This window comes from Phyllobacterium sp. 22552 (assembly GCF_052044585.1).
Lineage (GTDB): Bacteria > Pseudomonadota > Alphaproteobacteria > Rhizobiales > Rhizobiaceae > Phyllobacterium > Phyllobacterium ifriqiyense.
This window is the reverse complement of the sequence record NZ_JBQENG010000009.1, coordinates 125,440-151,566: the sequence shown is the minus strand read 5'-3', so window position 1 is coordinate 151,566 and position 26,127 is coordinate 125,440. Positions and strand designations below refer to the sequence as shown.

Here is a 26,127-nt window from a genome sequence, read left to right as displayed (position 1 = left end):
AGGGCTTCAATGGAAAAGAAACGAACAGTTGGATTTGTTTTCGTTGAAGGCTTTGCCGATTGGGAATTTGGCATGCTTTCCGGCTCGGTCAATGAGTGGTTTGGTGGCCGAGCCGTCTGCCTTTCACCTTCTCCGGGTCCGCTAAAATCAATTGGCGGCTTTCGCATGCTCCCGGATCGCGGTGTCGATCCATCAGACAATCTTGATCTTGATGCGGTTGCCGTCATTGGATTCGACACATGGTCGGACGCGGATGCTCCTGACATAACACCCTTATTGAAGGATGTTCTGGCGCGCGGTGGAATTGTCGGTGGCATATGTGCCGGTACTCTTGCACTGGCGCGTGCGGGCCTGTTTTCAGGCCGCAAGCATACCAGCAATGGAGCCGGTTGGATCGAATCGCGTCTGGATACTTATGCCGGGTCTGAGCATTATCAGGATGTGCCCTATGCAGTACGCGATGGGCATGTTGTAAGCGCGGCGGGAACTGCGCCCGGAACCTTTGCCATTGCCTTCCTCGAAGCGCTCTTTCCCGAACAAGCACCCCAAATCGCCGAGATGCGTGAAATGATTGCAAGAGAATTTACTTCCCGAAGTGAGAAGGCTTGAGCGATGCGTAGAGCAGACCGACTTTTCCAGATTGTGCAGAAGCTGCGTGGCGGGCGACTTGTAACGGCAAGGCAACTTGCCGAAAAGCTTGAAGTGTCAGAACGTACGATCTATCGCGACATTGCCGATTTGCAGTCTACGGGTGTTCCCATTGATGGCGAAGCGGGCGTTGGCTATATTTTACGGGAAGGCTTTGACCTCCCACCCTTGATGTTCACCCGGGATGAGGTGGTAGCGCTTGTTGCTGGCGCGCGGCTGATAACTGCTTGGGGCGGTGCTTCCATGGCGCGCGCGGCCGAAGAGGCGATTATAAAGATCGGAGCCGTCCTGCCAAAGGAGGATCGCCCGCGTATCACCAACACACATATTCACGCATCGGGCACCAATATTAGTGATAGCGCACGCGCTTTGATTGATCTGGCAGAAAATGCTGCCGAACAATGCCGTGTGCTTTCGATCACCTATACCGACCTTGAGGGCAAGGACAGTACGCGGGATATCAGGCCACTCGGTCTGTGGTTTTGGGGAAAAGTCTGGACATTGATCAGCTGGTGCGAGCTGCGTAATGACTTTCGGACCTTCCGGATCGATCGCATCACCAAGGTTGAGAAGGCTGATCGCATCTTCCGTCAGGAGCGCGGCAGGACGCTTGCCGATTTCTACCGCAGGGTGGAACTTAGCGAAACACCCAATACCGAAGCCCGTGCTTCATAAAGCCTTTTAACTGGGCAGTTGATCAATGGCGGTCTGGAAAGTTGCGCGCAGTATTGCGTAGGTTACGAAATGATAGCCGTCCTCCTCAGTTTCGCCCATCAGCTCCATTCCAAGCTTTTCGGCGACTCGGACTGATGCGCTGTTGCGAGGATCAATAGCGGCGATAATTCGATCCACGGTGGTCGCCTTGAAACCATGTTCAAGAACAGGCTTGGCTGCTTCCGTTGCGATTCCTTTGCCCCAAGCCAGACGGTTGAGACGCCAGCCGATTTCCACATCGGGCCCGATAGCATTATGGGGAATCAACAGCACCCAGCCAAGAAATTGATCCGAACGGGTTTTCTCGAAGATTGACCAGTAGCCAAGGCCGATACCGAAATCGGTTAATATCCGATCCGTCAGAAACTGTCTGTGACTGGTGTCATCGGTCCATGGACCGGGGATGAACTTTGTCACAGCGGGATCGCGATCCATGGCAATGCAATCTTCGAAATGATCCATGGTCCGAGGTCGCAACAGCAAACGTTCAGTTTCAAAACCTGGAAGCATTGCTCACTCCTTGACGTAAAAAGCCTCGTCACGGACGAGGCTTTTGCTACATAGTCAGTCGAATGGTGCGGAGACGATTATTCCTCGTCTTCGTCGTCCTGACGGCCTTTCAACGACGAAAGCTTGGCGAAAACCTTGTCTGCGTCAAGCTCCTGGTCTTCTTCACGAACCGTTGGCTGAATGTCGAGATTTTCAGTCGCGGAAGCTGGCAGAAGTGTATCGCCACCTTCGCCCGGCTGTACGGGACGCCCGCGCGAAGAACGTTCGACCTCAATATCCAGATCAATCTGCGACGAGAGGCCCAGTGTAACCGGGTCCATTGGTTGCAGATTGTTGGAGTTCCAATGGGTGCGGTTGCGGATCTGTTCGATTGTCGACTTGGTCGTACCGATCAGGCGCGAAATCTGCGCATCTTTGAGCTCTGGATGATTGCGAACGAGCCAGAGAATAGCATTCGGACGATCCTGACGCTTGGACAACGGCGTATAGCGAGGGCCCTTGCGCTTGGTCTCGGGAACGCGAACCTTGGGGTCCGAAATCTTGAGCTTATGGTTCGGGTCTTTTTCGCCCTTGGCAATTTCTTCGCGGGATAGCTGTCCGGTGATCAATGGATCAAGGCCCTTGATGCCTTGGGCCGATTCACCGTCCGCGATAGCCTTAACTTCAAGCGGATGGAGCGTGCAGAAAGCAGCGATCTGATCGAAAGACAGGGCCGTATTATCGACAAGCCAGACGGCCGTTGCCTTTGGCATTAGAAGCTGGGTGGCCATAGATATAGTCCTCTTGTTCGTCCGCTCCGGAGGGGCGGGACGTGGGTTCAACCACAATTTCCGGGATTTCGAGCCGTTATATAGCGGTATTTTAATCGATGAGCAAGAATCGCTTTGGGGATTCGTGCCATGTTCCAAATAACCGCACATTCCCTCGGGCAAGTGTTTCATCAAACTGTCATGTAAATGTCATGACACTGCAACAGACGCACGCGATCAGTCTCTTCAATTCAATCGGAGATTGTTCCAATGTCGCATCGTTTTCTCACCATCGGTCTTTGGACCATTCTGGCTGCATCCACAGCAATACCTGCAATGGCAGAACCAGTGTTCAACCGCATTGCAAGCTTTCCCGTGATTTCCAACCTGCCCAAGGATTCCGATCTCTCGCAGGTGACTTCTTCCGAGATCATCACAGCATCAGAAGATGGCAAGACATTGGTTTATTCTGACAGCCCAAATGGTGCGATCGGTTTTATTGATATCACTGAAGCAGGCAAGCCGCAGCCGCTGGGACAACTTAAGCTGGATGGCGAACCCACATCGGTAGCAGCCGTCGGCGCAAACGTCCTTGCCGCGGTCAATACTTCCAAGGACAAGGCCAATCCTTCAGGCCGCCTCGATGTGGTCGAGCTAGCCTCCCGCAAGGTGATTGCTACATGTGATCTCGGTGGACAGCCCGATTCTGTCGCTATCTCTCCCGACAAGACTTTTGCTGCCATAGCAATCGAAAATGAACGTGATGAAGAGTTGAATGATGGAGAAATACCGCAGCTTCCAAGCGGTAATCTCAAAATAATTTCGCTGAAGGATGGTGCTCCGGATTGCGCAACAGCGAAAACCGTTGAACTTACCGGACTTTCCGAAGTCGCACCGGAAGATGCCGAACCTGAGTTTGTCTCCATCAACCGGGAAAACCAGATTGCGGTAACACTGCAGGAAAACAACCATATCGCAATTATCGATGCGGCGAGCGGAAAAATTACAAATCATTTCTCTGCCGGCACTGTCGATCTGGATAAAATCGACGTGGAAAAAGATGGCGCTCTCAAGTTTGATGGCAGTGCAAAAGGTGTTCTGAGAGAGCCTGACACGATCAAATGGCTCGACAATAACCGCGTGATTGTTGCCAATGAAGGCGATTACAAAGGCGGATCGCGCAGCTTTACAATATTCACCAAAGACGGGAAAGTTGCCTACGAATCCGGCGCATCGCTTGAGCATAAGATTGCTGAAGCTGGTCACTATCCCGATAAGCGCAATAAGAAGGGCGTTGAGCTTGAAGGGGCTGAGGTCGGCAAATTCGGCGATACAAACTACCTGTTTGTTGCCAGTGAGCGTGCTTCGATTGTCGGTGTCTACAAGGACACGGGCGCTGAGCCGGAATTTGTTCAATTGCTGCCATCAGGCATCGCCCCCGAAGGTGTATTGGCAATCCCATCACGCAATCTGCTGGTAACAGCCAATGAGGCTGATTTGATTAAAGATGGCGGCGTACGCTCGCATGTTATGATTTATGAACTCAAGGATCAGAAGCCGAATTATCCGCAGATCGTTTCGACGATGAAGGATGATGGAACGCCGCTTGGCTGGGGCGCTCTATCGGGATTGGTTGCTGATCTAAAGGAAGCGGGCAAGCTCTATGCCGTATCGGATTCCTTCTACTCCGCGGCGCCTTCGATCTTCACGATTGATGCGAACCAAAGCCCGGCAAAAATCACCAAAGCACTGGTCGTCAAACGCGGTGGGCAACCGGCACAGAAACTTGATCTTGAAGGCATCACCACGGATGGCGATGGCGGTTTCTGGCTCGCCAATGAAGGCGACCAGGCCAAGCTCGTGCCCCATGCAATTCTCAACGTAAACGGGAAAGGCGAGATCAAAAAGGAAATAGCACTTCCCGAAGAACTTCTGCCAAACCAGGTTCGTTTCGGCCTGGAAGGGATTACGCGTGTTGGGGAAGGTGATGACGCCACATTGTGGATGGCGATCCAGCGCGAGTGGAAGGATGACGAAAAAGGTTTCGTCAAACTGCTGAACTACAACATCAAGGATAAATCCTGGACTGCTGTTTCCTATCCGCTCGATAATATCGGAGCAGGTTGGGTCGGTCTTTCCGAAATTACCGCTCATGACGGTCAGCTTTATATCGTTGAACGCGATAACCAGATTGGTGATAAGGCTGCCAACAAACGGTTATATCGTGTGGCGCTAGAGGGTTTGAAACCTGCCAAGATCGGCGAAAAGCTACCCGTCGTTGAAAAGGTGCTGGCACATGATTTCATTGACGATCTCAAGAGCGCCAATGGCTACATTTCGGAAAAGCTTGAAGGGTTCGCTATTGATGTTGATGGCAATGGTTATGCCGTTACTGACAATGATGGTGTCGATGACTCATCGGGGGAAACCCTGTTTTTCGGCATCGGTAAGGTCCAGGCTACAAACTGATAAAACCGGAAATAAGATAAAGGCCGCATATAGCGGCCTTTACAGTCTTGGTTCAGCTTACATCTAAAACAATTTTGCCAATATGCTGGCCATCTTCCATACGCTCATGCGCGCGCCAGGCTTCATGCAGTGGATAGACCATATCGATCACCGGCGCGACTTTACGCTCAGCCAATAGCGGCCAAACATTAAGTTCAAGCTCGCGGGCAATTCCGGCTTTGAACTCGATTGTTCGGGCCCTTAACGTTGATCCGGTATGTTGCAGTCGCTTGACCATCAGCTTGGTCATATCGGTCGTTGCCTTTGCCCCGTTGAGAAAAGCAATCTGCACGATACGGCCATCAATAGCCGCCGCGTCATAGTTCCGGTCGATGTAGTCACCGCCAACCATGTCGAGGATCAGATTGGCACCTTTGCCGTCCGTGTGTCGCTTAACAGCCTCGACAAAGTCCTCTTCGCGATAATTGATTGCGTGATCGGCTCCAAGCTTGACGCATGCTTCGCACTTGTCGCCTGATCCAGCCGTTGTAAATACGCTCGCCCCGAAGGCCTTGGCCAGCTGTATCGCTGTCGTGCCGATACCGGACGAGCCGCCATGAACGAGAAATGTCTCGCCGCTTTGCAGGGCGCCCCTTTCAAAAACATTGTGCCAGACGGTGAAGAATGTTTCGGGAATTGCGGCGGCCTCTATGTAGCCGTAGCCTGCCGGGATCGGCAGGGCGTTGGATTCATGAACCGTACAATATTGGGCATAGCCGCCGCCGGCCACGAGTGCCGTAACACGTTCACCAAGGCGGAAACGGGTTACACCTTCCCCTGTTGCGACAACATCCCCGGAAATTTCCAACCCCGGAATGTCTGAAGCGCCTTGTGGCGGTGGATAATGGCCTTGCCGTTGCAAAACATCGGGACGATTAACACCGGCGGACCGCACTCGCACAAGAAGCTCCCCGGATTTGGGCGCAGGAACGGGTCTCTCGCCCGCTTTGAGAACCCTTGGGCCACCTGGAGAACTGATCTCAATCGCCGTCATCACTGTTGGAATCTCTTCTGCCATTATGAACTTCCCTGATATTGATTCATTGGAATAATTTGCAATTCCAAGTGGTTGGAATGTATCTTACTACGCGGAGGCGACAAGTGGAGGAAAGAAATGTCACTTTTCGATGAAGAGCCCCGGCGCAAGACTGTTCATGATATCGGCCAGGATTTGTCTTTGCTATCTGTTGCAGAACTTGATGAGCGTATAGGCTTGTTGCGTGCGGAGATTGTACGTCTTGAGGAGGAGCGTTCGCGAAAGGGAGATAGCAAGGTTGCTGCAGAGGCGCTCTTTCGCTGATTGATTTCAATTTGGTGCAGGTGCCATCAAGTTTCCGCATTGATAACCGAGAGAAAGCTGCATCCCTATCAATACAGAGCCGTCTTCCCCCGCTCGTCCGAAGGATATCTCGTGTTTCGTTCATTCATTCAGGTCTTTGCGCTTCTTTGCGGCACATCTTTTCTCGTCATGGCTTCAGGCCTGCATGGATTATTGCTACCCTTGCGCGGCGGCGCCGAAGGGTTTTCAACGACATCGCTCGGTTTGCTGGGAACAGCATGGGCAGGTGGCTTTATAACAGCCTGCCTTCTTGCCCCGCGACTGGTGAGAAGAGTCGGACATGTTCGTGCATTCAGCGCCTTTGCCGCGATTGCGGCAATCGTTGCGCTGATGACCGGAATACTCGTTAATTCAACGGCTTGGATTATCCTGCGCGCCCTCACCGGATTTGCCATGGCAGGCTCCTATATGGTGATTGAGAGTTGGCTTAATGAGCGGGCCACGAACGCCAATCGCGGCCAAATATTCGGTCTCTATATGGTGGTCAATTTCGGGTCGATAACGGTTGGCCAGCTGATGATCGGTTTTGGCGATGTGCATAATGGCACGTTCTTTATGCTGTCCGGCATATTGTTCTGTCTCGCATTGATTCCGACAGCTATTTCAACAGCCAGCAGTCCAAAACCATTGACGGAAGTGCAGCTTGATTTGCGTGCGCTTTACCGTAATTCGCCGGTGGCTTTTCTTGGCTGCATACTCATTGGCGTTGCCAATGGCGCATTCGGTACGCTGGGCGCTGTATATGGCGCTGCGACAGGGATTTCGGTCGGTGAAATCGCCTTGATGATGAGCGCCTCGGTGCTCGGCGGCGCGCTGATGCAGATTCCGGTCGGGCGTATGTCTGATCGAACCGACCGGCGTTATGTATTGGCCTTCGTTGGCGGTGCTGCGGCATTGATCGGGCTGTTGATTTTCTTCATCGCTCCAAGGCATGCCACGATCATTCTCATCATGACGGCGATATATGGTGGCTTGGCCTATACGCTCTATCCCGTGGCTGTTGCGCATGCCAACGACTTTTCGGACTCCGAAAACTTCGTCAAAGTGACGAGTGGCCTGTTATTGCTCTATGGTTTTGGCACGATGATCGGCCCGGTACTGGGCGCCTGGGCGATGGAGACCATCGGAGCCGAAGGATTGTTTGCGATCACGGCACTGGCTCATGCGGCAATCATGTGTCATGCAATCATTCGCTCGCGAATGCGCGCGCCGGTGCCAATCGAACTGCGGGATAATTTTCAGACGGTGCATTCGGAACGTGCAACACCCGAAGGTGTAAAGCTTGATCCACGTGCGGAAACCCTGCCCGAATAGCGACAAATCCGTTGACATTGCTGGCGGTTTAAACCGAAACTGCAACATGGTCGAAACAGATGCTTTTGTTGCAATTTCCGATCCCAACCGCCGATACCTTCTTGAGGAATTGAGGCGGGGTCCAAAAACCGTGAATGAGTTGGCGTCCGGTCTTCCTATATCGCGCCCCGCGGTCTCCCAGCACCTTAAAGCACTGCTTGATGCGCAACTGGTTTCGGTGAAATCAGAAGGCACCCGCCGCATCTACGCAGTCGACGATAGCGGCTTTTTCCATTTGAATTTGTGGCTTGATCAGTTCTGGAATGAATAATCCGCCATAGCACCGGCAGAAAACTCATCCAAAGACATGAAAACCCGGCTGTCTGACCAGACGTGCCGGGTTTTCGGATCTGCCGCGTGATATACTCAGGCGGAATTCGGGGTCTATCTTGCCTTGCGACCCGGAGTCGTTTTAGTGGTGAGTAACGAGCGTACGAATTTTTTCGATTTGCTCTTTCAGCACAAGCTTGCGACGCTTGAGGTCGCTAATCTTAAGATCGTCCGTAGCTGGACTTAGCATTGCATCGGAGATTTCTTTCTCAAGTGCTCCATGCTTACGTTCAAGCGTTTCAAGATGAGACTCAATGGCCATGCGGCTTCTCCCTTGGTTAATTTCCTTGCTCGTAATGCCCTGTCAGCCAAGTAGCGGCTTTATGACAGAGCCGTGACACTCTGCCACTACTTGAAGCAATTGTCGAATATGTTTCGCAGGATTTTATTGTCACATGAAATGTGATATTGCGGCATACCGGCAAGTGACAGTGTTACTCCGGACCGCTTTTGATAATTCTACAGCAAAATACCGGGAATCACTGCATGTCCGATCAAGATCAGGCTGACATTCGATTGGCAGTCGCAAGATTGAAGCAAGAGCATCTGGACTTCGATGCAGCTATCCAGGCAATGATCCAAGTTGGTTGCGACCAGCTGCGTATCCAGCGCATGAAAAAGAAGAAACTCATCATCAAAGATAAGCTCATCGAGCTGGAAGACAAAATCATCCCCGACATAATCGCCTGATATCAAAGAGCAATCTGCGGTGCTGTGACTTATGCTTGCAGGCTCTTTGCTTTTACACTAATTCCCCCATTCCATTATTAGAGGATGCTCAATGGCTGATACACGTGCTGACGTAGCAATCATTATGGGAAGCCAGTCCGATTGGTCGACCATGCGTCATGCGGCTGAAACGTTGGACAGCCTTGGAATTTCTCACGATGACCGGATCGTTTCGGCGCACAGAACGCCGGATCGATTGGTCGAGTTCGCCAAAAGCGCGAGAGAATCTGGTTTCAAGGTCATTATTGCGGGTGCAGGCGGTGCTGCACATCTGCCAGGCATGGCTGCGTCCATGACGCCTTTGCCGGTTTTTGGCGTACCTGTTGAATCGAAGGCTCTCTCCGGCCAGGACTCGCTGCTTTCCATAGTGCAAATGCCAGCGGGCATACCCGTCGGGACATTGGCAATTGGCCGGGCAGGCGCGGTCAATGCCGCATTGCTGGCAGCAGCGGTTTTGGCTCTGCACGATAAGGAACTGGCAAAACGGCTTGATGCTTTCCGGCAGGCACAAAGCGAGAAGGTTGCGATGCGGCCTTCCGACGAGGTTTGAGAATGATTTCTGCAGGTTCGACGATTGGTATAATCGGTGGTGGTCAGCTCGGACGCATGCTGGCTATAGCTGCTGCACGTCTCGGCTACAGAACAGTGATACTGGAGCCCCAAGCAGATTGCCCCGCAGCGCAAGTTGCCAATGAAGTTATTACCGCAGCCTATGATGATCATGACGCGTTGGAGCGATTGGCTGAGCTAAGCGACGTCATTACCTACGAATTTGAGAATGTGCCCGTCGACTCAGCGGAACTTTTGAGTGAAACGAAGTCAGTATTTCCGCCAGCAGAGGCATTGAAAGTCTCACAGGATCGCGTCACCGAGAAACGGTTTCTCAACAAGCTCGGCATTCAGACCGCGCAATGGCGCGTCGTCGAAAATGAGGTGGAGCTGGAGGCTGCCCTGCTTGCTTTTGGCGGCAAGGGCATCCTTAAGACCCGGCGCTTCGGTTATGATGGAAAAGGCCAGGCGAAGTTTTCCGGCGTGCCGGGCGAAACGGCCAAGGCCGGATTTGCCGCCGTTGGCAATGCTCCTTCCATTCTTGAGGCGCTGGTGGACTTTACTCACGAGATATCGGTCATTGCGGCGCGTGACGAAGCCGGCAATATCCGGGTTTATGACATTGCCGAGAACGTTCACAAGGATGGAATTCTCGTAAGCTCGACAGTTCCTGTTTCCGTGTCTTCGACAATGGCGGGCCTGGCAGCGGATGCGGCCCGCAAGCTGCTGGAAGGATTGAACTATGTCGGCGTGCTCGGCATGGAGTTCTTTGCGCTTGCCAATGGAACTTTGCTTGCCAATGAATTTGCACCGCGCGTGCATAATTCCGGCCACTGGACAGAAGCAGCCTGCGCCGTTTCACAGTTCGAGCAGCATATACGCGCCATTACAGGATTGCCTCTGGGCGATACGAGGCGGCATTCCGATTGTGTGATGGAAAATCTCATTGGCGATGATATTGCCCGCGTGCCAGAGATATTGAAAGAAAGTGGAGCCGTGGTGCATCTTTACGGCAAGGCCGAAGCGCGTCCGGGGCGCAAGATGGGGCATGTGACTCGCATAACCAAACGCCTCTGAATGCTGGAAAAGATAAGTTTTCTCGCTGAATCATGCGATGAATCGCGGGATGGGAGTTGACAATGCAGGCATTCCTTGGCTATTTCCCCGCAACGTGTTTCCGGCGCGCTTAAAAGGCGCGCTTTTTATTGGTGCCCGGTTTCGGGCGAAAGATACCGGTGCTGAAATGAAGATCAAGAACTCCCTTAAGGCCCTCAAAGCCCGTCATCGTGACAATCAGCTGGTCCGTCGCAAGGGCCGCATGTACATCATCAACAAGACCGCTCCGCGCTTCAAAGCACGCCAGGGCTGATCTTACCGTTTCACGGTTATTTGCATTTGACGTTTTGCTGATACGGACTAACATTCGTGTCATGCGGAACGTCTTTGCTATTTTACTCGGGCTCTCAACGGTACTTTCGCCAATGATTTCAATGGCGGAGAGCGCTGGGGCGCAAGAAAGAACCGGAACGGAAGATAGGGCTGATACGCAGGGGAAACCTGCTGAAGGCCAGGCCCTCACTCCGCAACAGGCCGTATTGCCCGGCAAAACATTGGCGGAAAAGCGTGCCGCCCGGCTGGATGAGCTTTTCGGTCAATTGAAACGGGAAACCAACGCGATGAAAGCATCGCGGATTGCCTCGCAAATCCAAGCCCAGTGGCAGAATTCCGGCAGCGCAAGCATCGATCTGATGATGGGCTGGGCCTCTAAGGCCATGGAAGATAAGAAGTATTCCGTTGCGCTGGATTTTCTCGATCAAGTCATCGTCATGAAGCCGGACTATGCGGAAGGCTGGAACCGCCGCGCCACATTGAACTATGTGATGAATGATTACGGCCGTGCCATGGCTGATATTCACAAGACGCTGACATTGGAACCACGGCACTTTGGAGCCATGGCCGGTATGGCTTCCATCCTCAAGGAAACGGGCCGCAAAGAGGCAGCGCTGGGCGCATTCGAGCAAGTTTTGAATGTCTATCCGATGATGCGTCAGGCTCAGAAAGAAGTCGGTGAACTGGCAGATGAATTAACCGGCCAACGCACGTAATTTCGGTGATTGCAACTAATCACAACTAAATCACCACTATCGATTGTAATTCTTCGGCAAATTTGCCCGTTTTTTCGGGAAAATCATTTAGCTTTGCGGGTATTTTGCTTAAAGATGCTGAAAATGAGCGGGAAGCTCCATAGCTGTTGCGCTGGCGGCTCGTTGCAATGCCGTCCGCACTCTTTTCTAAACTGCCGTAGCTTTCGTTATAGTAGCAACCAGCAATACGCTCAGCTTAAAATTGCAAATTCCGGCAATGCTTACGCATGCCGGAATTTTTATAATCAACCGCTTGCAGCGCTAGACGTCAGACGCTGGTCAGACCGTCGGAGCCGATATAGGCGATGCGCAGCATATTCGTTGAACCTGGGGTACGCAGGGGCACGCCAGCCGAGATGATGATGCGATCACCTGGATTACCGAACTCTTCCTGATAGGCAATGTGGCAAGCACGATCGACCATCTCATCAAGATCATAGGCCTCGTCGGTTACAACGCAATGCAACCCCCAGACGAGCGCTAGCTTGCGGGCGGTTTCAACGACAGGCGACAGCGCGATGATGGGTAAAAGTGGCCGTTCGCGCGCGGCACGCAAGGCAGTGGTTCCCGAGGCGGTATAAGTGACGATAGCCGAAAGATTGAGCGTTTCGGCGATCTGGCGGGCGGCGAGCGAAATTGCATCGGCGCCGGTCGCATTGGGCTCGGGGCGCTGGGCATGGATGATGCCGGGGAAGTTTGGATCGCGCTCCACCTGTTCGGCAATGCGCGCCATTGTTGCGACGGCTTCTACAGGATAATCGCCAGCTGCAGATTCTGCCGAAAGCATAACCGCATCGGCACCTTCGAACACGGCTGTGGCAACGTCGGACACTTCGGCGCGGGTTGGCACGGCGGCAGTGATCATCGATTCCAGCATCTGCGTGGCGACGACAACGGGCTTACCTGCCCGGCGACAAGCACGAATGATCTGCTTCTGGATGCCAGGCACTGATTCCAGCGGCATCTCAACGCCGAGATCGCCGCGCGCAACCATAAGCGCATCGGAAAGCTCGATGATCTCATCAAGGCGGGTAACGGCCTGTGGCTTCTCAATCTTTGAGAGAAGAGCAACGCGGCCGCGCGAGATCTTGCGGACTTCGGCAAGATCCTCCGGCCGCTGGATAAAGGACAGGGCAACCCAGTCGATTTCTTCCTGCAGCACGGCATCAAGGTCGCGGCGGTCTTTCTCGGTCAGAGCGCCGACATCAAGTGTGGTGTCAGGCAGGCTGACGCCTTTCTTGTCGGAAATACTCGTTCCTGAAACAACCCGGCAGCGAATATGCTTGCCATCGGATGCTTCAGCGACAAGCGCCAGCTTGCCATCGTCGATCAACAGGCGATGACCCGGCTCAACGGCTTTGAGAATTTCCGGATGCGGCAGGTAAACGCGGGTGTTATCGCCAAGCGCTTCATTGTTGTCGAGGGTGAAGGTCTGGCCTGCAACGAGTTCCACCTTGCCTTCGGCAAATTTGCCCACACGCAGCTTGGGTCCCTGCAAATCGGCGAGAATGCCGATTGGCCGTCCGACTTCTTTTTCCACATTGCGCAAGCGGCGCACAAGTTCACGCATCAGGTCGTGGCTGGCATGGCTCATATTGATGCGGAAGACATCGGCACCGGCTTCGAACAGTTTGCGAATCATGCCTTCGTCGGAGGAAGCAGGACCGAGCGTGGCGAGAATTTTGACCTTGCGGCGACGTCTCATTGAGGAGGGGTATCCGTTACAATTGGAGATGAGGGAGGATTTTCTTCTGTCAGCTGGACCATCCAGCTCGTCTGCTCGCCCGTATCATATTCCTGAAATCCGGAACGCTGGAAACCGCGTGCGAAGCAGTCATTGATACCGGTTATCTTGAACTGGTTTTCGGCAACGCACATGTTGATCTTGCCGTCCCAGCGCCCGCCGCTTTGAGCATCTTCGGCGTAAAGGTAATAATAGCGCGATGTCAGCGGTCCGACAACCAAGGTGGTGCAGGAAGAGGCGTTGACATGCCACCAGCCTTCCGTGATCCAGCCAGTCTTGGCGCGGTAGCCCAGAGCAACGCCGACCAGATTTTGGGTGGAATTGCACACGCGGAAATCGGCATGGGCCTGGGTCGGCGCAAAAACGCTTCCCGAAATGAATATGAACAGAAATGCCGCGAGGAAGCTTCCCCATCTTAGCTTTATGCTCATACTCAATATTGCCTCCGTCCGGTCTTTTAGGGTCCTGCCAGCACCAAAATTAAGCCAATGGCTTCAGGGCAGGTAGACGAGGTTCCTTTTCCGTAGTTTCGCGCGCATTGTCAACGCGTGAATAAGTCGTAGAGGGGTGCCACGACAAGATTGTGATCGGCTGTGGTGTTTTTGGGACGATCCGGCTCAGGCTACGATCTAATCGATTTGTTATGGCGCCTTGTCCCTGGTCGCTTCATCCTCTTCGTCTTCATCGTCAGACTCAATTATGTTCCACATGAAGGCGTGCAAGCGCTCCTCGATATCCTTCTTCGAGGCTCCGGATTTTTCCATCTCACGTTTGATTTTGAAGAAGTGATCTCTGTCCGCAGACGTGAGATATTTAGTGGCGTTTTCTAACGATGCTATTCGACTGGACATGCAGTGCTATTATCTTCTTAGCCGCCGCAATGGAAGTAACATATCGTGCTCCAATCTTTATTGCTCTTGTGGTTCCAATAGGCCGGCGAACAATCTGCCTTGCATTGCTGCCTAGGGCATGAAAGACAAAAGCGGTCAGATTCACCGTTGCAAGAGCCTGTCTTCATGTCCTTTTCTCCCTATCATCTGGTTGATGGCGATTATGCCAAGGGCCTTGTCCTGCTTGCCGATCATGCGAGCCGCGCGCTGCCGGAAGAATATGGCTCGCTGGGGTTGGATGCCGCGCAATTCGAGCGGCATATTGCATATGATATTGGCGTCGAGCAGTTGACCCGCAAACTTGCCGCCATGCTTGGTGTGCCAGCGGTACTTGGCGGGTTTTCGCGGCTGTTGATTGATCCAAATCGCGGCGATGATGATCCAACCCTGATCATGCGTCTGTCTGATGGTGCCGTGATACCGCGCAACAATCCAATGCCTGAAGACGAGCGGAAGAAGCGCATAAACCAATATTACAGGCCCTATCATGATGCGGTTGCCGCGGCGATCGCGGAAACGGTGGAACAGAGCGGCAAGGCGCCCCTGGTTATTTCCATTCACTCGTTTACCGCATTCTGGAAAGCGACGCCGAGGCCCTGGCACGCCGGCATACTTTGGGACAAGGATCCACGCGCTGTGCTGCCTTTATTGGCGGGTTTACGGGCAGATCCCCTGCTGGTCGTTGGCGATAATGAGCCCTATGACGGGGCACTCAAGGGCGACACAATGTATACGCATTGCATCCTGCCGGGTTATGCCCATGCGTTGATCGAGGTACGCCAGGACCTGATTGGCGATGATGCGGGCACGACCTTATGGGCTGAGCGTCTGGGGCCAATCCTTGAAGGCATGAATGCAGTACCCGATATGCATGAGGTTCGGCATTATGGTTCAAGAACGGGAATAATTGAGGAGATCATCCATGACTGATTTAAGCCGGGAACAGCAAACCGAATTGGAGGCGGCGGCTTTCCGGCGTTTGGTGGAGCATCTGCGCGCCCGCAGCGATGTGCAGAATATTGATTTGATGAACCTGGCAGGGTTTTGCCGCAACTGCCTTTCCAACTGGTATCGCGAAGCGGCTGAAGCTTCCGGCATCGCGATCAGCAAGGATGAATCGCGCGAGATCATCTATGGCGAGCCCTATGCCGATTGGCAGGCAAAATATCAACGCGAAGCAAGTGACGCAGCCAAGGCAGCCTTCGAGACAAACAAGCCCGGGCATTGAAAGGTCCGGATGGCTGCGGTCGCAGACTCTATTTCCTTGACTCCCTAGCCCTTCGTCGGGCATCGGAACGCTCCGCGCGGCTTAACCCCGAGTCGCCAGTTACGTTTTACGGAGTGAAATATGAGCATGGATGATTTGGGCGCACAGGGCGGTGTCGAAGGTGTAGCGGCAGCAGAATTGCGTCAATTCATCGAGCGCATTGAGCGCCTCGAAGAAGAAAAGACCACGCTTTCCGACGATATCAAGGAAGTAATGGCTGAAGCCAAAGGCCGCGGCTACGACACGAAGATCATCCGCACCATTGTTCGCCTACGCAAGAAGGACGCCAATGAGCGCAAGGAAGAAGAAGCGATCCTTGAACTTTATATGAATGCCTTGGGTATGGAATGATAGCCAGCCTGCGGGTTGGGTTTTAGTGAACGATGCGGGATCGTGCGATGCACGGTCCTTTCGTTTGGGCGCGGCGCTGGGGATGAAGTGGCGTCCTCTTTGGTAGTGAAACCATCCCTGATCTGACCATTGTCGCCCCAAACAACAAAACAGCCCGAAAGTTCTTCCCATAGGATCGTATATCCACCGGAAGCCATCCGGTCATGCAATTCAGGAAGTTTTGGATTTTCAATCTGGCCCATAGCGGTCTCCTTGACTCACTTGGACGGTGTCAGCACTTGCAGTTGAAAGGATAGTTGCCTCCTGAAAAGGTTGAGAAACGTCCAATGTTTCGATCAGCAGTTCGAAATGGGTAATGTCGCGCAGAGCCTTCAGATAGGTGTCGCGGATTTGATCGCCCGCTCCGCCTCGGCCTACACGAATAAACTGGCATTGCTCGCCAGCATCGATGGTTCCAACGATGTCCTCCGATTCAGAGAGCTTCAGGACGATCCAATTTAATAGTGTTTTTGCTGCTCAACCCTGTCGCCGGATATAACAAGGCCTTCGGTAACAATTTACCACCACTGAAATTCACCAAAAGTTCCGTTTTTTCCCTCAAGGGGCGTGGAGATGAGCGGACGAGTTGTTCCGCTTCAAAAATCGATCAACGCCGCTCTGTCCTTCGCGGTAGAGCGGCGTTCTTTTGGGCTTCGGGTTCAGATTTTTGCGCAAGCTTCAGGTCGTGTCGTGAAATGACTTCCCGCAGATGGTGAGCGAGGCGGCGGTAATGGTCCGCAGTTTGCAGGGAAATGTCTTCCTTCTCGCCTGACCGCGATTTACGAAAGGCTTTTTCGACACCTTCCTCCAACCGGACAATGCGCTCTTCATGCTCCTGAACGGCCAGACGGAGTCTTTCGATAAATTCATTGTAGACTTTACCCATTACATCAATGCCCTGAACCCGTTCATGCTTGCCTGCCAGTGGCAGCTATATGGCAGTCCCGAAACGAGCGTAATAGCGATCAGTTCCATCGCAGACACTCGGTTTTGTATTCGTCTGGTGTCATGGGACCATGATCATTGATGTGAACTTTCCACACCGAATGAATATCCGCGAATGCTTCCGCAGCGGTCGTAAATGTCATGACATTCGAAGTGGTGATTTCATCAGGCACAAAAAGCTGGATCTTGGAATTGGATCAATTGGCATCGCCGTATCCGTCTAATTTTTCGACTGGTAAAGCTGTCTGGTTTTCCGGTTGCGAGTTTCTTTTTCGGACGGGGTCAACCGCCGGCATCTGAGCATGCCATAGGCCCTTATTATCCCGAGAATAATGGGTCCGCCGAGCACAACAAAAAGCCAAAGATATTACGGTTACCTCCTTTCGAAAAGTAACCGGTGTCGGTGAATTTTGGTTCCAACCATTAAAAGCTTTCAAGCAATACAAAGCCACAACCTTTGTCCAGCGCTTCGGCGGCCTCTCAATGTCGCCTGCCTTTGATTGCTGTAGGCGCCATGCATCACAGGGCCGGCTGGTGAAAAATAGAGCATCCCGAAGGCGTGAGGGCGACTGACGGAGGCACAGGTCTAAAACAACCGGCTTGATGGCAATTTTTTGGATCGCCGATAGTTCGTTAAATCAAATACTTACGTGAAATGTGGGCAGCTGAGCGAGCGCAGGCGCAATTTATTGCAGGCGCCCCACTTTACATTTTTTCTATTAAGGATATTAAATATCCTTAAGGATAACAAATATCCGTAATAGACGAATGGAGAGACATATGAGCCAGCGCCTTAACTACATTCAGCAGTCGCCCGAGTTTTTCAAAAAGTTCATGGATTTCAGCCTGGCGCTCAAGGACAGTGCCATTGAAGAGAAGATCGAGGATCTCGTACATATCCGCGCCTCCCAAATGAACGGCTGCGCCTTCTGTCTCGATATGCATGTCAAGCAAGCCAAGATGCATGGGGAGACCGAGCTTCGTCTTTACCACATTGCTATTTGGCGGGAATCGACACTGTTCTCCCCGCGCGAGCGCGCAGCTTTGGCCTGGGCCGAGATTTTGACAAAGCTGCCGGAGCAGGGCGTTCCGGATGATGTTTACGAACGCGTTCGCGGCCAGCTCTCCGAGAAGGAGCTGTCTGATCTAACCTATACGGTCATGGCTATAAATGCCTGGAACCGCGCCAATGTGGCCTTCAGGACTGTGCCCGGATCATCGGACAAGGCCTTTGGTCTCGATAAGGCTGGCCTGAACTAAACGTTTGAACATTGATCTCTTAACACCCGGATTAACGGGCATCGAAGGACAATTGCCATGAAAATCGTTATTATTGGGGGAACTGGTCTGATCGGATCGAAGACCGTTGAACGCCTGCGCAAGAAGGGTCATGAGGTGGTCGCCGCCTCGCCGAATACCGGGGTCAACACGATTACCGGAGAAGGCCTGACCGAGGCGCTTGCCGGTGCGGATATCGTCCTTGATCTGGCCAATTCGCCATCCTTCGCGGACAGGGATGTTCTCGAATTCTTCCAGACCTCCGGTAAGAACCTGCTTGCAGCCGAAGCAGCGGCAAGCGTGAAGCACCATATCGCGCTTTCCGTGGTCGGCACCGAACGTTTGCAGGAAAGCGGCTATTTTCGCGGCAAGCTTGCGCAGGAAGAACTGATCAGAAAGTCGCCGATTCCCTATACGATTGTTCACTCAACGCAATTCTTCGAGTTTCTCAGCGGCATCGCAGAATCTGGGACGGTCGGCGACAAGGTGCATTTATCACCTGCCTATGTGCAGCCTATTGCTTCTGATGATGTGGCGGACGCCATGGCTGAAGTAGCGCTTGCACCGCCGGTCATGGGGACGGTGGAAATCGCAGGCCCGGAAAAGGTCCGGCTGAGCGATCTGGTTGGCCGTTACCTGAAAGCAACCAATGATCCAAGGTCGGTCGTGGTCGATGCTCACGCCAGATATTTCGGCGCGGAACTCAACGATGAATCGCTCGTGCCCGGCCTTGATCCGCGGCTTGGATCCATCGGTTTTGAAGAATGGTTCGCAACGGCGCCCCGCCGCAAGTGAGCCGCCAGACAGCGAAAATCGAAGGAGACTGAAATGATCAAAACCTCAATCACCGCATTGGCGCTTGGCTTGCTGCTCATGAACAGCGCTGCCACACATGCCGACGGGACAGATGCCAAGGTCACTATTGTTTACGAGCATGAGCTGCCGAATGTGCCGGGTAAAAGCATCAAGGGCATTCTTGTGGAATATGGGCCGGGCGGGTCTTCGCCGGGACATACCCACCCGAATTCCGCCTTTATCTATGCGACTGTTCTGGAAGGGGCCATTCGCAGCCAGGTCAATGACGGCCCCGTGAAGGTCTATCGAGCCGGGGAAAACTTTTCTGAAATGCCGGGTGATCGCCATGGTGTGAGCGCGAATGACAGTAAAACCGACCCGGCACGGCTGCTTGCCGTATTTGTCGTCGATACCAACGAGAAAACCCCTTTGACCACCCCGATCAAGTAACATTCTTGTCGATATAATAGCCGGTCACGCCGAACCGGGTTGGCCCGCATGTTATCTACGTGCGGGCCATAACCCATTCGGAACTCTTCTTCCAAAGATCAGCTGGAACGTCCTTAGCGAGTGTTTCGACCAGGCTGGCCAGCGTTACACTGCGCAACTTGCTGCGCCACGCCTCATCAGCATCCCACATGATGCGAGCCACGGAGCATGGCTTCGTATCGCAATGGTCTGCGGAGCGGCAAGGATTGTTCTCTCTGATATTATTGCAGACAAAGGTCGGGCTTTTCCCCTCAACAGCCTCGACAATATCCAGAAATGTAATTTCTGAGGTCGGTCTTGCAAGCCGGTAGCCACCGCTTGGCCCAAGTGTCGTCTCGACAATCGCGGCCTGCGAAAGATTTTGCAGCGCCTTCGATAGATATTCCTTGGGAACACCATGAAACTCAGCCAATGTCTTGGTTGAAAGATAATGGTTTTCCGGCAGCCCGGCCAGAAGGGCGCAGCAATGGAGTACCCATTCGACCTGACTTTTCAGTATCATTGCTCAATCCTGCCCGTGACAGTTTTAGGGCTCAAATGCTCGATTTAAGGATAATCAATATCCTTAAATCGGAAATTTGTAAATCATATCAACGGCAGGGCGAAAACGGGCCTGAAATTTTTGCCAGCATTGCGCAGGAGAAGGACGGCATCCATCAAATGGAGAGCTGCATCCCCTTTCGACGGGCTCCGGATATCGTGATATAATTCAACAGGGATGTAATTCGCCGCCGAAGTTTCATTTGCTGCCACGGGAATAAACGTGGCTAAAATATATAATAAATACAAATATTTAATCGTAACGCTTTTGCGGCTCGCTCATTGTGATCAAACCGTAATATTAGTGTCACATGACTGTTATAAACCTTCTGTAGATAGCGGTGACTTCAAAAGTTTTCAAACAGGAGTAAAACCCATGAACAAGCTTTTTTCAACGGTGGCAATTGCGGCCATCGGCATTGCAGCCTCGCTCGGCACTGCATCTGCACGCGATCAAATCCGCATCGTCGGGTCTTCGACGGTTTATCCTTTCACCACTGCTGTTGCAGAAAATTTCGGCAAGACATCCGGCATGAAGACGCCAGTTGTCGAATCCACCGGCACAGGTGGCGGCATGAAGCTTTTCTGTGAAGGCGTTGGTGAAAAGTTCCCGGATGCAACCAATGCATCGCGCGCAATCAAGAAGAGCGAATTTGCCGATTGCAACAAGAACGGCGTCAAGGACATCGTTGAAATTCTTGTTGGCTTTGATGGTCTGACCGTTGCCCAGGCAAAGGCCGGTATTCCTCTGAAGCTTTCGCGCAAGAACTTCTTCCTCGCTCTTGCCAAGGAAGTTCCGGGTGCTGATGGCAAGCTCGTTGCCAACCCATACAAGAATTGGTCTGAAATCGATCCTTCATTGCCTAACGAGAAGATCGAAGTACTTGGCCCGCCTCCAACATCCGGCACACGCGATTCCATGCATGAGCTTTTCATGGAAGCCGGTGCGCTTGAAATTCCTGCTCTGAAGGAATTGAAGGGTAAGGACGCCAAGGCATTTGAAGCTGTCTGGAAGTCACTTCGCGAAGATGGCGCCTATGTGGAAGCAGGCGAGAACGACAATGTGATCGTTCAGAAGCTTGAAGCAAATCCAAAGGCATTTGGCGTATTCGGCTATTCCTTCCTTGAGGAAAATGCATCGAAGCTGGCCGGTGTGCCAATCGACGGTGTTGTTCCGACCTTCGAAACAATTTCCGACGGTACTTACAAGCCTTCTCGTGAACTTTACGTCTATATCAAAAAGGCCCATGTCGGCGTTATCCCGGGTCTGGACAAGTTTGCTGCTGAATACGTGTCGGACACTGCAAGCGGCGAAGAAGGCTACCTTTCCGAAAAGGGCCTCGTGCCACTGCCAGCTGAGCGCCATGCTGAAGCTGCCAAGGCTGTTCTGGCCATGGAGACCATCAACGGCGACAAGCTGAAATAAGCTTTATATCAAGAATGGCAGCCGGTGATCTGACCGGCTGCCATTCAAATACATTGAAGCCATGCCTTGGACCTGGATCGGTAGGCCTATGACCGCAACATATTTCCTGATACTCGCGCTATTGACAGTCTCGCTGTTTCTGGTGGGTCGCCAAAGGGCGTCATCCATTGCCGGCGCGGAGCCTTCGTCTCTCCATTCGCTTCCGTCCTATCACGGCATGTTTCTTGCGGCTTTGATCGCGCTGTCCATGCTTCTGGTCTATGTTCTGGGAGCGCCGCTTGCCAATCGATATGTCGAGGCGCAGGCACTTGCGGGTATTGACCCGGCCACGATTGCTGATGGTCTTGGCCGCAGCGCGGTGTTTCGCGACATTCATTCAATTCTTGCCGGTACTTATGCAGGCACTGCCTCGCCCGAACTGGCCAATGCCGCATCGGCCTATTCAAGCGCTGTCAGCCTTACTGGCTGGTTATTGCTGATTGGCGGCGTTGCCCTTGCATTGGCCGCCGCAATGATGGGTTTTCGTCTGATCGGGCCGCAGTTTCGCGCGCGAAACAGCGTCGAGCGACTGATCAAATATGTCTTGCTGGCCTGTTCGGCCATTGCTGTCCTGACGACAATCGGCATTGTTTTTTCCGTGGTTTTCGAAACCATCCAGTTCTTCACCAAAGTATCGCCGATCGACTTTTTGTTTGGTCTGCAATGGTCGCCGCAAACGGCGATCCGGGCTGATCAGGTCGGTTCATCCGGCGCATTTGGCATCGTGCCGCTGGTGGTCGGCACATTGCTGATCACTGTGATCGCTATTGCAGTTGCTGGTCCGCTCGGCCTGTTTGCAGCGATCTACATGGCTGAATATGCCAGCCCGCGCACGCGTGCAATTGTGAAGCCTATTCTCGAAATTCTGGCCGGTGTGCCTACTGTTGTGCTCGGCTTCTTCGCTGCCTTGACAGTCGCGCCATTCATCCGCGGATGGGGCGAAACCTTTGGTCTCTCGGTCTCGTCGGAATCGGCACTCGCTGCCGGGCTTGTCATGGGCATGATGATTATCCCCTTCGTGTCCTCGCTTTCGGATGATGTGATCAATGCCGTGCCTCAAAGCCTGCGCGATGGTTCCTATGCGATGGGCGCAACAAAGTCCGAAACCATCAAGAAGGTTATCCTTCCTGCGGCTTTGCCGGGCATCGTGTCGGCATTCATGCTGGCAATTTCCCGTGCAGTCGGCGAAACGATGATCGTGGTCATGGCAGCCGGACTTGCTGCCAACCTCACATTCAATCCGCTCGAAGCGGTTACGACCTTTACCGTGCAGATCAAGACCATTCTGGTTGGAGACCAGGAATTCGACAGTGCCAAAACGCTCTCGGCTTTCGCTCTCGGCTTCGTGCTTTTCTTCTTCACGCTTGTCCTCAACTTCATCGCGCTCCAGATCGTCAAGAGATATCGGGAACAATATGACTGACATCACCATATCCAACGGCATTCCCGTTACCGACTACCCACGCGATGCATTGGTCAAGAAGCGCTACCGCGCAGAGCGGCGCTTCAAGTTCTACGGGATCGCGGCAATTATTCTGACGGCACTGTTTCTGTCGGTTGTTCTGCTCGATGTTCTGTTCAAGGGCTTGCCCGCGTTTTCAGAATATCGGGTGGATCTGAAGGTTACCGCAGATCAGGCGGCACTGGACCCGCAAAATACCCGCGATCCTGTGACGCTTCTTGCTGGTAATTACGACAAGATCATTCGTGACGCATTGGCTGCTCAGTTTCCTGATGTTTCAACCCGTGCGGAACGTCGCGCGTTGAATGGCCTGCTCAGTTCAGGTGCATCCGACGATTTCCGCCGCATGATTTCGGGTAATCCTTCGCTGATCGGTCAGGAAGTGACCGTCCCTGTTCTGCTTTCAGATGATGCAGATCAGTTCCTGAAGGGTTATCAGACATCGGAAATCGTGCTGGAAGGCACGGGAACGCTTTCCCAGACCCTTAACGGCGAGACCTATTCGCTGCGTTCATCGGGTGATGATTTCGCCAAGGCTTTTCAGGAAATGCAGGGTTTTCTGTTTGAGCGTCTGGAAAAGTTGACGACAGAATCCGCACGCCTTGAAAAGCTGATCCCTGGCCTTGATGCAAATGCAGCAAGCTCGTTGCAAAGCCAGATCGATGCGATCAAAGCAGAGGCGCAGACGCTGAATGCCCGCATCACCGACGCTAATGTCGCTATTGAGTTGGATGAGAAGCTGCCAAGCCTGCTTGTCAACGTCAATGGCGGGACGATCAAGGCGAGCCAGATCAGCCCCTCGGGTATTGATGGCGTCAAGCTGATAACACCTGCAAGCGCCGAAGCTGCTGCTCCCGGCAGCTGGTCCATGCTGACGCTTGTCACGCCGGAATCAAACCGCCGCGTGCAGGATCAGGCTGCGATCTGGCTCACAAAGATGAAGTCCGAGGGCCTGGTGGAACGTGCTTTTGCGACCCGCTTCTTCACCTCGGGTGACTCGCGTGAGCCTGAACTTGCAGGTATTCGCGGTGCATTGACCGGAACGCTCTGGACGCTCGCCGTAACATTGCTGCTCTGCCTGCCACTAGGGGTCGGCGCTGCCATATATCTTGAAGAGTTTGCGCCGAAAAACCGCGTGACCGAGATCATTGAAATCAATATCAACAATCTTGCAGCCGTTCCATCAATTGTCTTCGGCTTGCTCGGACTGGCGATGTTCCTGAATTTCTTTGACCTTCCACGTTCCGCCCCTTTGGTTGGCGGGCTGGTGCTGGCACTGTTGGTAATGCCGACAATCATCATTGCATCGCGCGCTGCACTTCGCTCCGTACCTCCTTCAATCAAGGAAGCGGCGCTGGGCGTCGGTGCATCGCATCAGCAGGCCATTTTCCACCATGTGCTGCCTCTGGCCATGCCCGGCATCATGACCGGCACGATTATCGGCATGGCGCATGCTCTGGGCGAAACGGCTCCGCTGCTGATGATCGGCATGGTCGCGTTCATCGTCGATATTCCTGGTGGGATAACCGACGCTTCGACGGTGCTGCCGGTGCAGATTTATCTGTGGTCCGACCTTCCTGAAGTCGCCTTCCAGGCAAAGACTGCCGCAGCCATTCTGGTGTTGCTGGTGTTCCTATTCGTGATGAATGCTGCGGCGATCATGCTGCGCCGACGTTTTGAACGTCGCTGGTAATGAGGTACAAGGACATGAACATGTTATCCGAAGTTGATGTGGAAAAGAAATTGCATAACTCCTCGAACCAGCCTGCGATAAAGATGAAGGGCGAAAACGTCTCCGTATTTTATGGAGCCAAACAGGCGCTCTTTGAAGTCAGTCTCGATATCAGGGAAAAGGAAGTCACCGCGCTTATCGGACCATCGGGTTGCGGCAAGTCGACTTTCCTGCGTTGCCTGAACCGCATGAATGATACGATTTCGATCTGCAGGGTCACGGGCAATATCACGCTTGATGAGCGCGATATCTATGATCCCAAGATCGACGTGGTTCAGTTGCGCGCCCGTATCGGCATGGTGTTCCAGAAGCCAAATCCATTTCCGAAGTCGATCTTCGAAAATGTTGCCTATGGCCCGCGCATTCATGGTCTTGTCAAAAGCAAGAGTCATCTCGACGAAATCGTGGAAAAAAGCCTGCAGCGCGCAGGCCTGTTTGCGGAAGTGAAAGACCGTCTGCATGAATCTGGCACCGGTCTTTCCGGCGGACAGCAGCAGCGTCTTTGCATCGCGCGCGCCATTGCGGTCAGCCCGGAAGTGATTTTGATGGACGAGCCTTGCTCGGCGCTTGATCCTATCGCGACGGCAAAGGTTGAAGAACTGATCGACGAATTGCGCCAGAACTACACGATCGTCATCGTCACGCACTCAATGCAGCAGGCGGCACGCGTGTCGCAACGCACGGCAATGTTCCATCTTGGAAATATTGTTGAAGTCGGTGACACTGAAATGATGTTTACCAGCCCTACCGAAAAGCGCACGCAGGACTACATTACCGGACGTTTCGGTTGATCTCACGGGAAGAGGGTTAGACAATGACTGACACAGCACAACACACCGTCCGCTCTTATGACGATGAACTGAAGTTTCTGACGCACAAGATTGCAGAGATGGGCGGACATGCGGAGCGCATGGTCGAACAGGCTGTGTCGGCCATGGTCAATTCGGACAATGCGCTTGCCCAGCGCGTGATCTCTGACGACCTTATCCTCGACGCCGGTCAGCGCGAGATTGACGAAAAGGCGATCACCATCATCGGCAAGCGCCAGCCAATGGCGATCGACTTGCGTGAAGTAATCGGCACGATCCGCATTTCATCCGATCTTGAGCGTATCGGCGATCTTGGCAAGAACATTGCCAAGCGTGTCGTAGCCGTTAACGATACGCGCCAGACGCTCTCTGTCTATCGCGGCCTGCAGACCATCGCAGAACTGGCATTGACACAACTTAAGGATGTTCTCGACGCTTATGCGACACGCTCGGTGGCACAGGTCAATATCGTCCGTGAACGCGATGATGAGATTGATGCGCTTTACACGTCGCTGTTCCGCGAACTCCTGACCTATATGATGGAAGATCCGCGCAATATATCTGCTTGCACGCATCTTTTGTTCTGCGCCAAGAATATTGAGCGCATCGGTGACCATGCCACCAATATCGCCGAGACGGTCTATTACATTGTAACGGGAACACAGCTTCCGGCGGAACGCCCGAAGGAAGATCAGTCGCATACCGTTATTCTTGACGAGCCAGTAACGCCATAATTGCCGGAAGCAGA

Annotated in this window: 33 protein-coding genes; 23 read left to right on the top strand and 10 right to left on the bottom strand. The window is 53.1% G+C overall.

Going from position 1 to position 26,127, the window contains the following annotated elements; all coding sequences use genetic code 11:
* The first annotated feature begins 9 nt into the window (after positions 1–9).
* Together ACTJI9_RS20345 and ACTJI9_RS20340 are read left to right on the top strand one after the other, a co-directional pair.
* Positions 10–609 carry a DJ-1/PfpI family protein gene (locus ACTJI9_RS20345; RefSeq protein ID WP_440810559.1) on the top strand — a complete coding sequence of 200 codons (600 nt, stop codon included), beginning with the start codon at positions 10–12 and terminating at the stop codon, positions 607–609.
* Between the two features lie 3 nt (positions 610–612).
* Positions 613–1,323 carry a helix-turn-helix transcriptional regulator gene (locus ACTJI9_RS20340; RefSeq protein WP_115054128.1) on the top strand — a complete coding sequence of 237 codons (711 nt, stop codon included), beginning with the start codon at positions 613–615 and terminating at the stop codon, positions 1,321–1,323.
* Between the two features lie 6 nt (positions 1,324–1,329).
* Here the strand turns inward: ACTJI9_RS20340 and ACTJI9_RS20335 are convergent, their stop codons facing one another.
* Complete coding sequence (locus tag ACTJI9_RS20335; RefSeq protein WP_337354257.1) at positions 1,330–1,872, bottom strand: GNAT family N-acetyltransferase; 543 nt, start codon at positions 1,870–1,872, stop codon at positions 1,330–1,332.
* Positions 1,873–1,949: 77 nt separating this feature from the next.
* Positions 1,950–2,642: a DUF1013 domain-containing protein gene (locus tag ACTJI9_RS20330; RefSeq protein ID WP_115054130.1), complete on the bottom strand. Its 693-nt coding sequence runs from the start codon at positions 2,640–2,642 to the stop codon at positions 1,950–1,952.
* Positions 2,643–2,891: 249 nt separating this feature from the next.
* On the opposite strand from ACTJI9_RS20330, the gene ACTJI9_RS20325 reads away from it, so the two are divergent.
* Entirely contained in the window at positions 2,892–5,090 is a 2,199-nt protein-coding gene (locus tag ACTJI9_RS20325) for an esterase-like activity of phytase family protein (protein WP_440810556.1), read from the top strand.
* Between the two features lie 52 nt (positions 5,091–5,142).
* Here the strand turns inward: ACTJI9_RS20325 and ACTJI9_RS20320 are convergent, their stop codons facing one another.
* On the bottom strand, positions 5,143–6,147 hold the full coding sequence (locus tag ACTJI9_RS20320) for an NAD(P)H-quinone oxidoreductase (protein ID WP_440810555.1): 1,005 nt from the start codon (positions 6,145–6,147) through the stop codon (positions 5,143–5,145).
* A gap of 96 nt (positions 6,148–6,243) precedes the next feature.
* Between ACTJI9_RS20320 and ACTJI9_RS20315 the strand changes: the two genes are divergently transcribed.
* From ACTJI9_RS20315 to ACTJI9_RS20305, 3 genes are all read left to right on the top strand, one after another.
* Positions 6,244–6,429, top strand: a complete 186-nt coding sequence (locus ACTJI9_RS20315) for a DUF1192 domain-containing protein (protein WP_115054133.1) — start codon at positions 6,244–6,246, stop codon at positions 6,427–6,429.
* A 111-nt stretch (positions 6,430–6,540) separates the two neighbouring features.
* A complete protein-coding gene (locus tag ACTJI9_RS20310) occupies positions 6,541–7,782 on the top strand; it encodes an MFS transporter (RefSeq protein ID WP_354343348.1) in 1,242 nt (413 codons plus the stop codon).
* 46 nt (positions 7,783–7,828) lie between these two features.
* Positions 7,829–8,092 carry an ArsR/SmtB family transcription factor gene (locus ACTJI9_RS20305; protein ID WP_008128262.1) on the top strand — a complete coding sequence of 88 codons (264 nt, stop codon included), beginning with the start codon at positions 7,829–7,831 and terminating at the stop codon, positions 8,090–8,092.
* 141 nt (positions 8,093–8,233) lie between these two features.
* Here the strand turns inward: ACTJI9_RS20305 and ACTJI9_RS20300 are convergent, their stop codons facing one another.
* Positions 8,234–8,413, bottom strand: a complete 180-nt coding sequence (locus ACTJI9_RS20300) for a YdcH family protein (RefSeq protein ID WP_115054136.1) — start codon at positions 8,411–8,413, stop codon at positions 8,234–8,236.
* A 224-nt stretch (positions 8,414–8,637) separates the two neighbouring features.
* Here ACTJI9_RS20300 and ACTJI9_RS20295 point away from each other — a divergent pair, with 224 nt between their 5' ends.
* From ACTJI9_RS20295 to ACTJI9_RS20275, 5 genes are all read left to right on the top strand, one after another.
* Positions 8,638–8,841: a YdcH family protein gene (locus ACTJI9_RS20295; protein ID WP_008128260.1), complete on the top strand. Its 204-nt coding sequence runs from the start codon at positions 8,638–8,640 to the stop codon at positions 8,839–8,841.
* Positions 8,842–8,932: 91 nt separating this feature from the next.
* Entirely contained in the window at positions 8,933–9,430 is a 498-nt protein-coding gene (gene purE / locus ACTJI9_RS20290) for a 5-(carboxyamino)imidazole ribonucleotide mutase (RefSeq protein WP_115054137.1), read from the top strand.
* A 2-nt stretch (positions 9,431–9,432) separates the two neighbouring features.
* Positions 9,433–10,506 (top strand): 5-(carboxyamino)imidazole ribonucleotide synthase, encoded by a 1,074-nt coding sequence (locus tag ACTJI9_RS20285; RefSeq protein ID WP_440810551.1) that lies wholly within the window; start codon positions 9,433–9,435, stop codon positions 10,504–10,506.
* 166 nt (positions 10,507–10,672) lie between these two features.
* Positions 10,673–10,798, top strand: a complete 126-nt coding sequence (gene ykgO / locus ACTJI9_RS20280) for a type B 50S ribosomal protein L36 (RefSeq protein WP_040856283.1) — start codon at positions 10,673–10,675, stop codon at positions 10,796–10,798.
* Positions 10,799–10,859: 61 nt separating this feature from the next.
* Complete coding sequence (locus ACTJI9_RS20275) at positions 10,860–11,534, top strand: tetratricopeptide repeat protein (protein WP_354343351.1); 675 nt, start codon at positions 10,860–10,862, stop codon at positions 11,532–11,534.
* A gap of 307 nt (positions 11,535–11,841) precedes the next feature.
* Here ACTJI9_RS20275 and pyk read toward each other — a convergent pair whose 3' ends face one another.
* The 3 genes from pyk to ACTJI9_RS20260 form a co-directional block, all read right to left on the bottom strand.
* Positions 11,842–13,278, bottom strand: a complete 1,437-nt coding sequence (gene pyk / locus ACTJI9_RS20270) for a pyruvate kinase (protein ID WP_115054140.1) — start codon at positions 13,276–13,278, stop codon at positions 11,842–11,844.
* Positions 13,275–13,748 (bottom strand): DUF1036 domain-containing protein, encoded by a 474-nt coding sequence (locus tag ACTJI9_RS20265; RefSeq protein ID WP_307286259.1) that lies wholly within the window; start codon positions 13,746–13,748, stop codon positions 13,275–13,277. Before ACTJI9_RS20265 ends, pyk begins: the two co-directional genes overlap by 4 nt.
* 210 nt (positions 13,749–13,958) lie before the next feature.
* Positions 13,959–14,168, bottom strand: a complete 210-nt coding sequence (locus ACTJI9_RS20260; protein WP_440810548.1) for a hypothetical protein — start codon at positions 14,166–14,168, stop codon at positions 13,959–13,961.
* 165 nt (positions 14,169–14,333) lie between these two features.
* On the opposite strand from ACTJI9_RS20260, the gene ACTJI9_RS20255 reads away from it, so the two are divergent.
* The 3 genes from ACTJI9_RS20255 (at position 14,334) to ACTJI9_RS20245 (ending at position 15,825) form a co-directional block, all read left to right on the top strand.
* Positions 14,334–15,137: an N-formylglutamate amidohydrolase gene (locus ACTJI9_RS20255; protein WP_440810546.1), complete on the top strand. Its 804-nt coding sequence runs from the start codon at positions 14,334–14,336 to the stop codon at positions 15,135–15,137.
* On the top strand, positions 15,130–15,435 hold the full coding sequence (locus tag ACTJI9_RS20250; RefSeq protein ID WP_115054144.1) for a DUF1244 domain-containing protein: 306 nt from the start codon (positions 15,130–15,132) through the stop codon (positions 15,433–15,435). The genes ACTJI9_RS20255 and ACTJI9_RS20250 overlap by 8 nt, the downstream gene beginning before the upstream one ends.
* A gap of 120 nt (positions 15,436–15,555) precedes the next feature.
* On the top strand, positions 15,556–15,825 hold the full coding sequence (locus tag ACTJI9_RS20245) for a DUF2312 domain-containing protein (RefSeq protein WP_008128240.1): 270 nt from the start codon (positions 15,556–15,558) through the stop codon (positions 15,823–15,825).
* Here the strand turns inward: ACTJI9_RS20245 and ACTJI9_RS20240 are convergent.
* Positions 15,798–16,067, bottom strand: a complete 270-nt coding sequence (locus ACTJI9_RS20240) for a hypothetical protein (RefSeq protein ID WP_440810544.1) — start codon at positions 16,065–16,067, stop codon at positions 15,798–15,800. The two genes, ACTJI9_RS20245 and ACTJI9_RS20240, sit on opposite strands and share 28 nt — an antisense overlap.
* A 106-nt stretch (positions 16,068–16,173) precedes the next feature.
* On the opposite strand from ACTJI9_RS20240, the gene ACTJI9_RS20235 reads away from it, so the two are divergent.
* Positions 16,174–16,326, top strand: coding sequence for a hypothetical protein (locus ACTJI9_RS20235; RefSeq protein ID WP_440810542.1), 153 nt, complete (start codon positions 16,174–16,176; stop codon positions 16,324–16,326).
* Positions 16,327–16,471: 145 nt separating this feature from the next.
* Here ACTJI9_RS20235 and ACTJI9_RS20230 read toward each other — a convergent pair whose 3' ends face one another.
* Positions 16,472–16,750: a hypothetical protein gene (locus ACTJI9_RS20230; protein WP_115054145.1), complete on the bottom strand. Its 279-nt coding sequence runs from the start codon at positions 16,748–16,750 to the stop codon at positions 16,472–16,474.
* Positions 16,751–17,589: 839 nt separating this feature from the next.
* On the opposite strand from ACTJI9_RS20230, the gene ACTJI9_RS20225 reads away from it, so the two are divergent.
* The 3 genes from ACTJI9_RS20225 to ACTJI9_RS20215 are packed head-to-tail and all read left to right on the top strand — an operon-like array spanning position 17,590 to position 19,332.
* The gene (locus ACTJI9_RS20225; RefSeq protein ID WP_115054146.1) at positions 17,590–18,069 is read left to right on the top strand and encodes a carboxymuconolactone decarboxylase family protein; all 480 of its coding nucleotides are present in this window, start codon (positions 17,590–17,592) and stop codon (positions 18,067–18,069) included.
* A 57-nt stretch (positions 18,070–18,126) separates the two neighbouring features.
* Complete coding sequence (locus ACTJI9_RS20220; RefSeq protein WP_115054147.1) at positions 18,127–18,882, top strand: NAD(P)H-binding protein; 756 nt, start codon at positions 18,127–18,129, stop codon at positions 18,880–18,882.
* Between the two features lie 33 nt (positions 18,883–18,915).
* Positions 18,916–19,332 (top strand): cupin domain-containing protein, encoded by a 417-nt coding sequence (locus ACTJI9_RS20215; RefSeq protein ID WP_115054148.1) that lies wholly within the window; start codon positions 18,916–18,918, stop codon positions 19,330–19,332.
* Positions 19,333–19,387: 55 nt separating this feature from the next.
* Here the strand turns inward: ACTJI9_RS20215 and ACTJI9_RS20210 are convergent, their stop codons facing one another.
* Positions 19,388–19,873, bottom strand: a complete 486-nt coding sequence (locus ACTJI9_RS20210; protein ID WP_307280830.1) for an RrF2 family transcriptional regulator — start codon at positions 19,871–19,873, stop codon at positions 19,388–19,390.
* Positions 19,874–20,287: 414 nt separating this feature from the next.
* Between ACTJI9_RS20210 and ACTJI9_RS20205 the strand changes: the two genes are divergently transcribed.
* The 5 genes from ACTJI9_RS20205 (at position 20,288) to phoU (ending at position 26,113) form a co-directional block, all read left to right on the top strand.
* Positions 20,288–21,337 carry a PstS family phosphate ABC transporter substrate-binding protein gene (locus ACTJI9_RS20205; protein ID WP_115054150.1) on the top strand — a complete coding sequence of 350 codons (1,050 nt, stop codon included), beginning with the start codon at positions 20,288–20,290 and terminating at the stop codon, positions 21,335–21,337.
* 88 nt (positions 21,338–21,425) lie between these two features.
* Positions 21,426–22,799 carry a phosphate ABC transporter permease subunit PstC gene (gene pstC, locus ACTJI9_RS20200; RefSeq protein ID WP_440810539.1) on the top strand — a complete coding sequence of 458 codons (1,374 nt, stop codon included), beginning with the start codon at positions 21,426–21,428 and terminating at the stop codon, positions 22,797–22,799.
* A complete protein-coding gene (gene pstA / locus ACTJI9_RS20195) occupies positions 22,792–24,531 on the top strand; it encodes a phosphate ABC transporter permease PstA (protein WP_307280825.1) in 1,740 nt (579 codons plus the stop codon). The genes pstC and pstA overlap by 8 nt, the downstream gene beginning before the upstream one ends.
* A gap of 14 nt (positions 24,532–24,545) precedes the next feature.
* Positions 24,546–25,361 carry a phosphate ABC transporter ATP-binding protein PstB gene (gene pstB, locus ACTJI9_RS20190; protein ID WP_307280822.1) on the top strand — a complete coding sequence of 272 codons (816 nt, stop codon included), beginning with the start codon at positions 24,546–24,548 and terminating at the stop codon, positions 25,359–25,361.
* Between the two features lie 23 nt (positions 25,362–25,384).
* On the top strand, positions 25,385–26,113 hold the full coding sequence (phoU, locus tag ACTJI9_RS20185; RefSeq protein ID WP_115054154.1) for a phosphate signaling complex protein PhoU: 729 nt from the start codon (positions 25,385–25,387) through the stop codon (positions 26,111–26,113).
* The last annotated feature ends 14 nt before the right edge of the window (positions 26,114–26,127 follow it).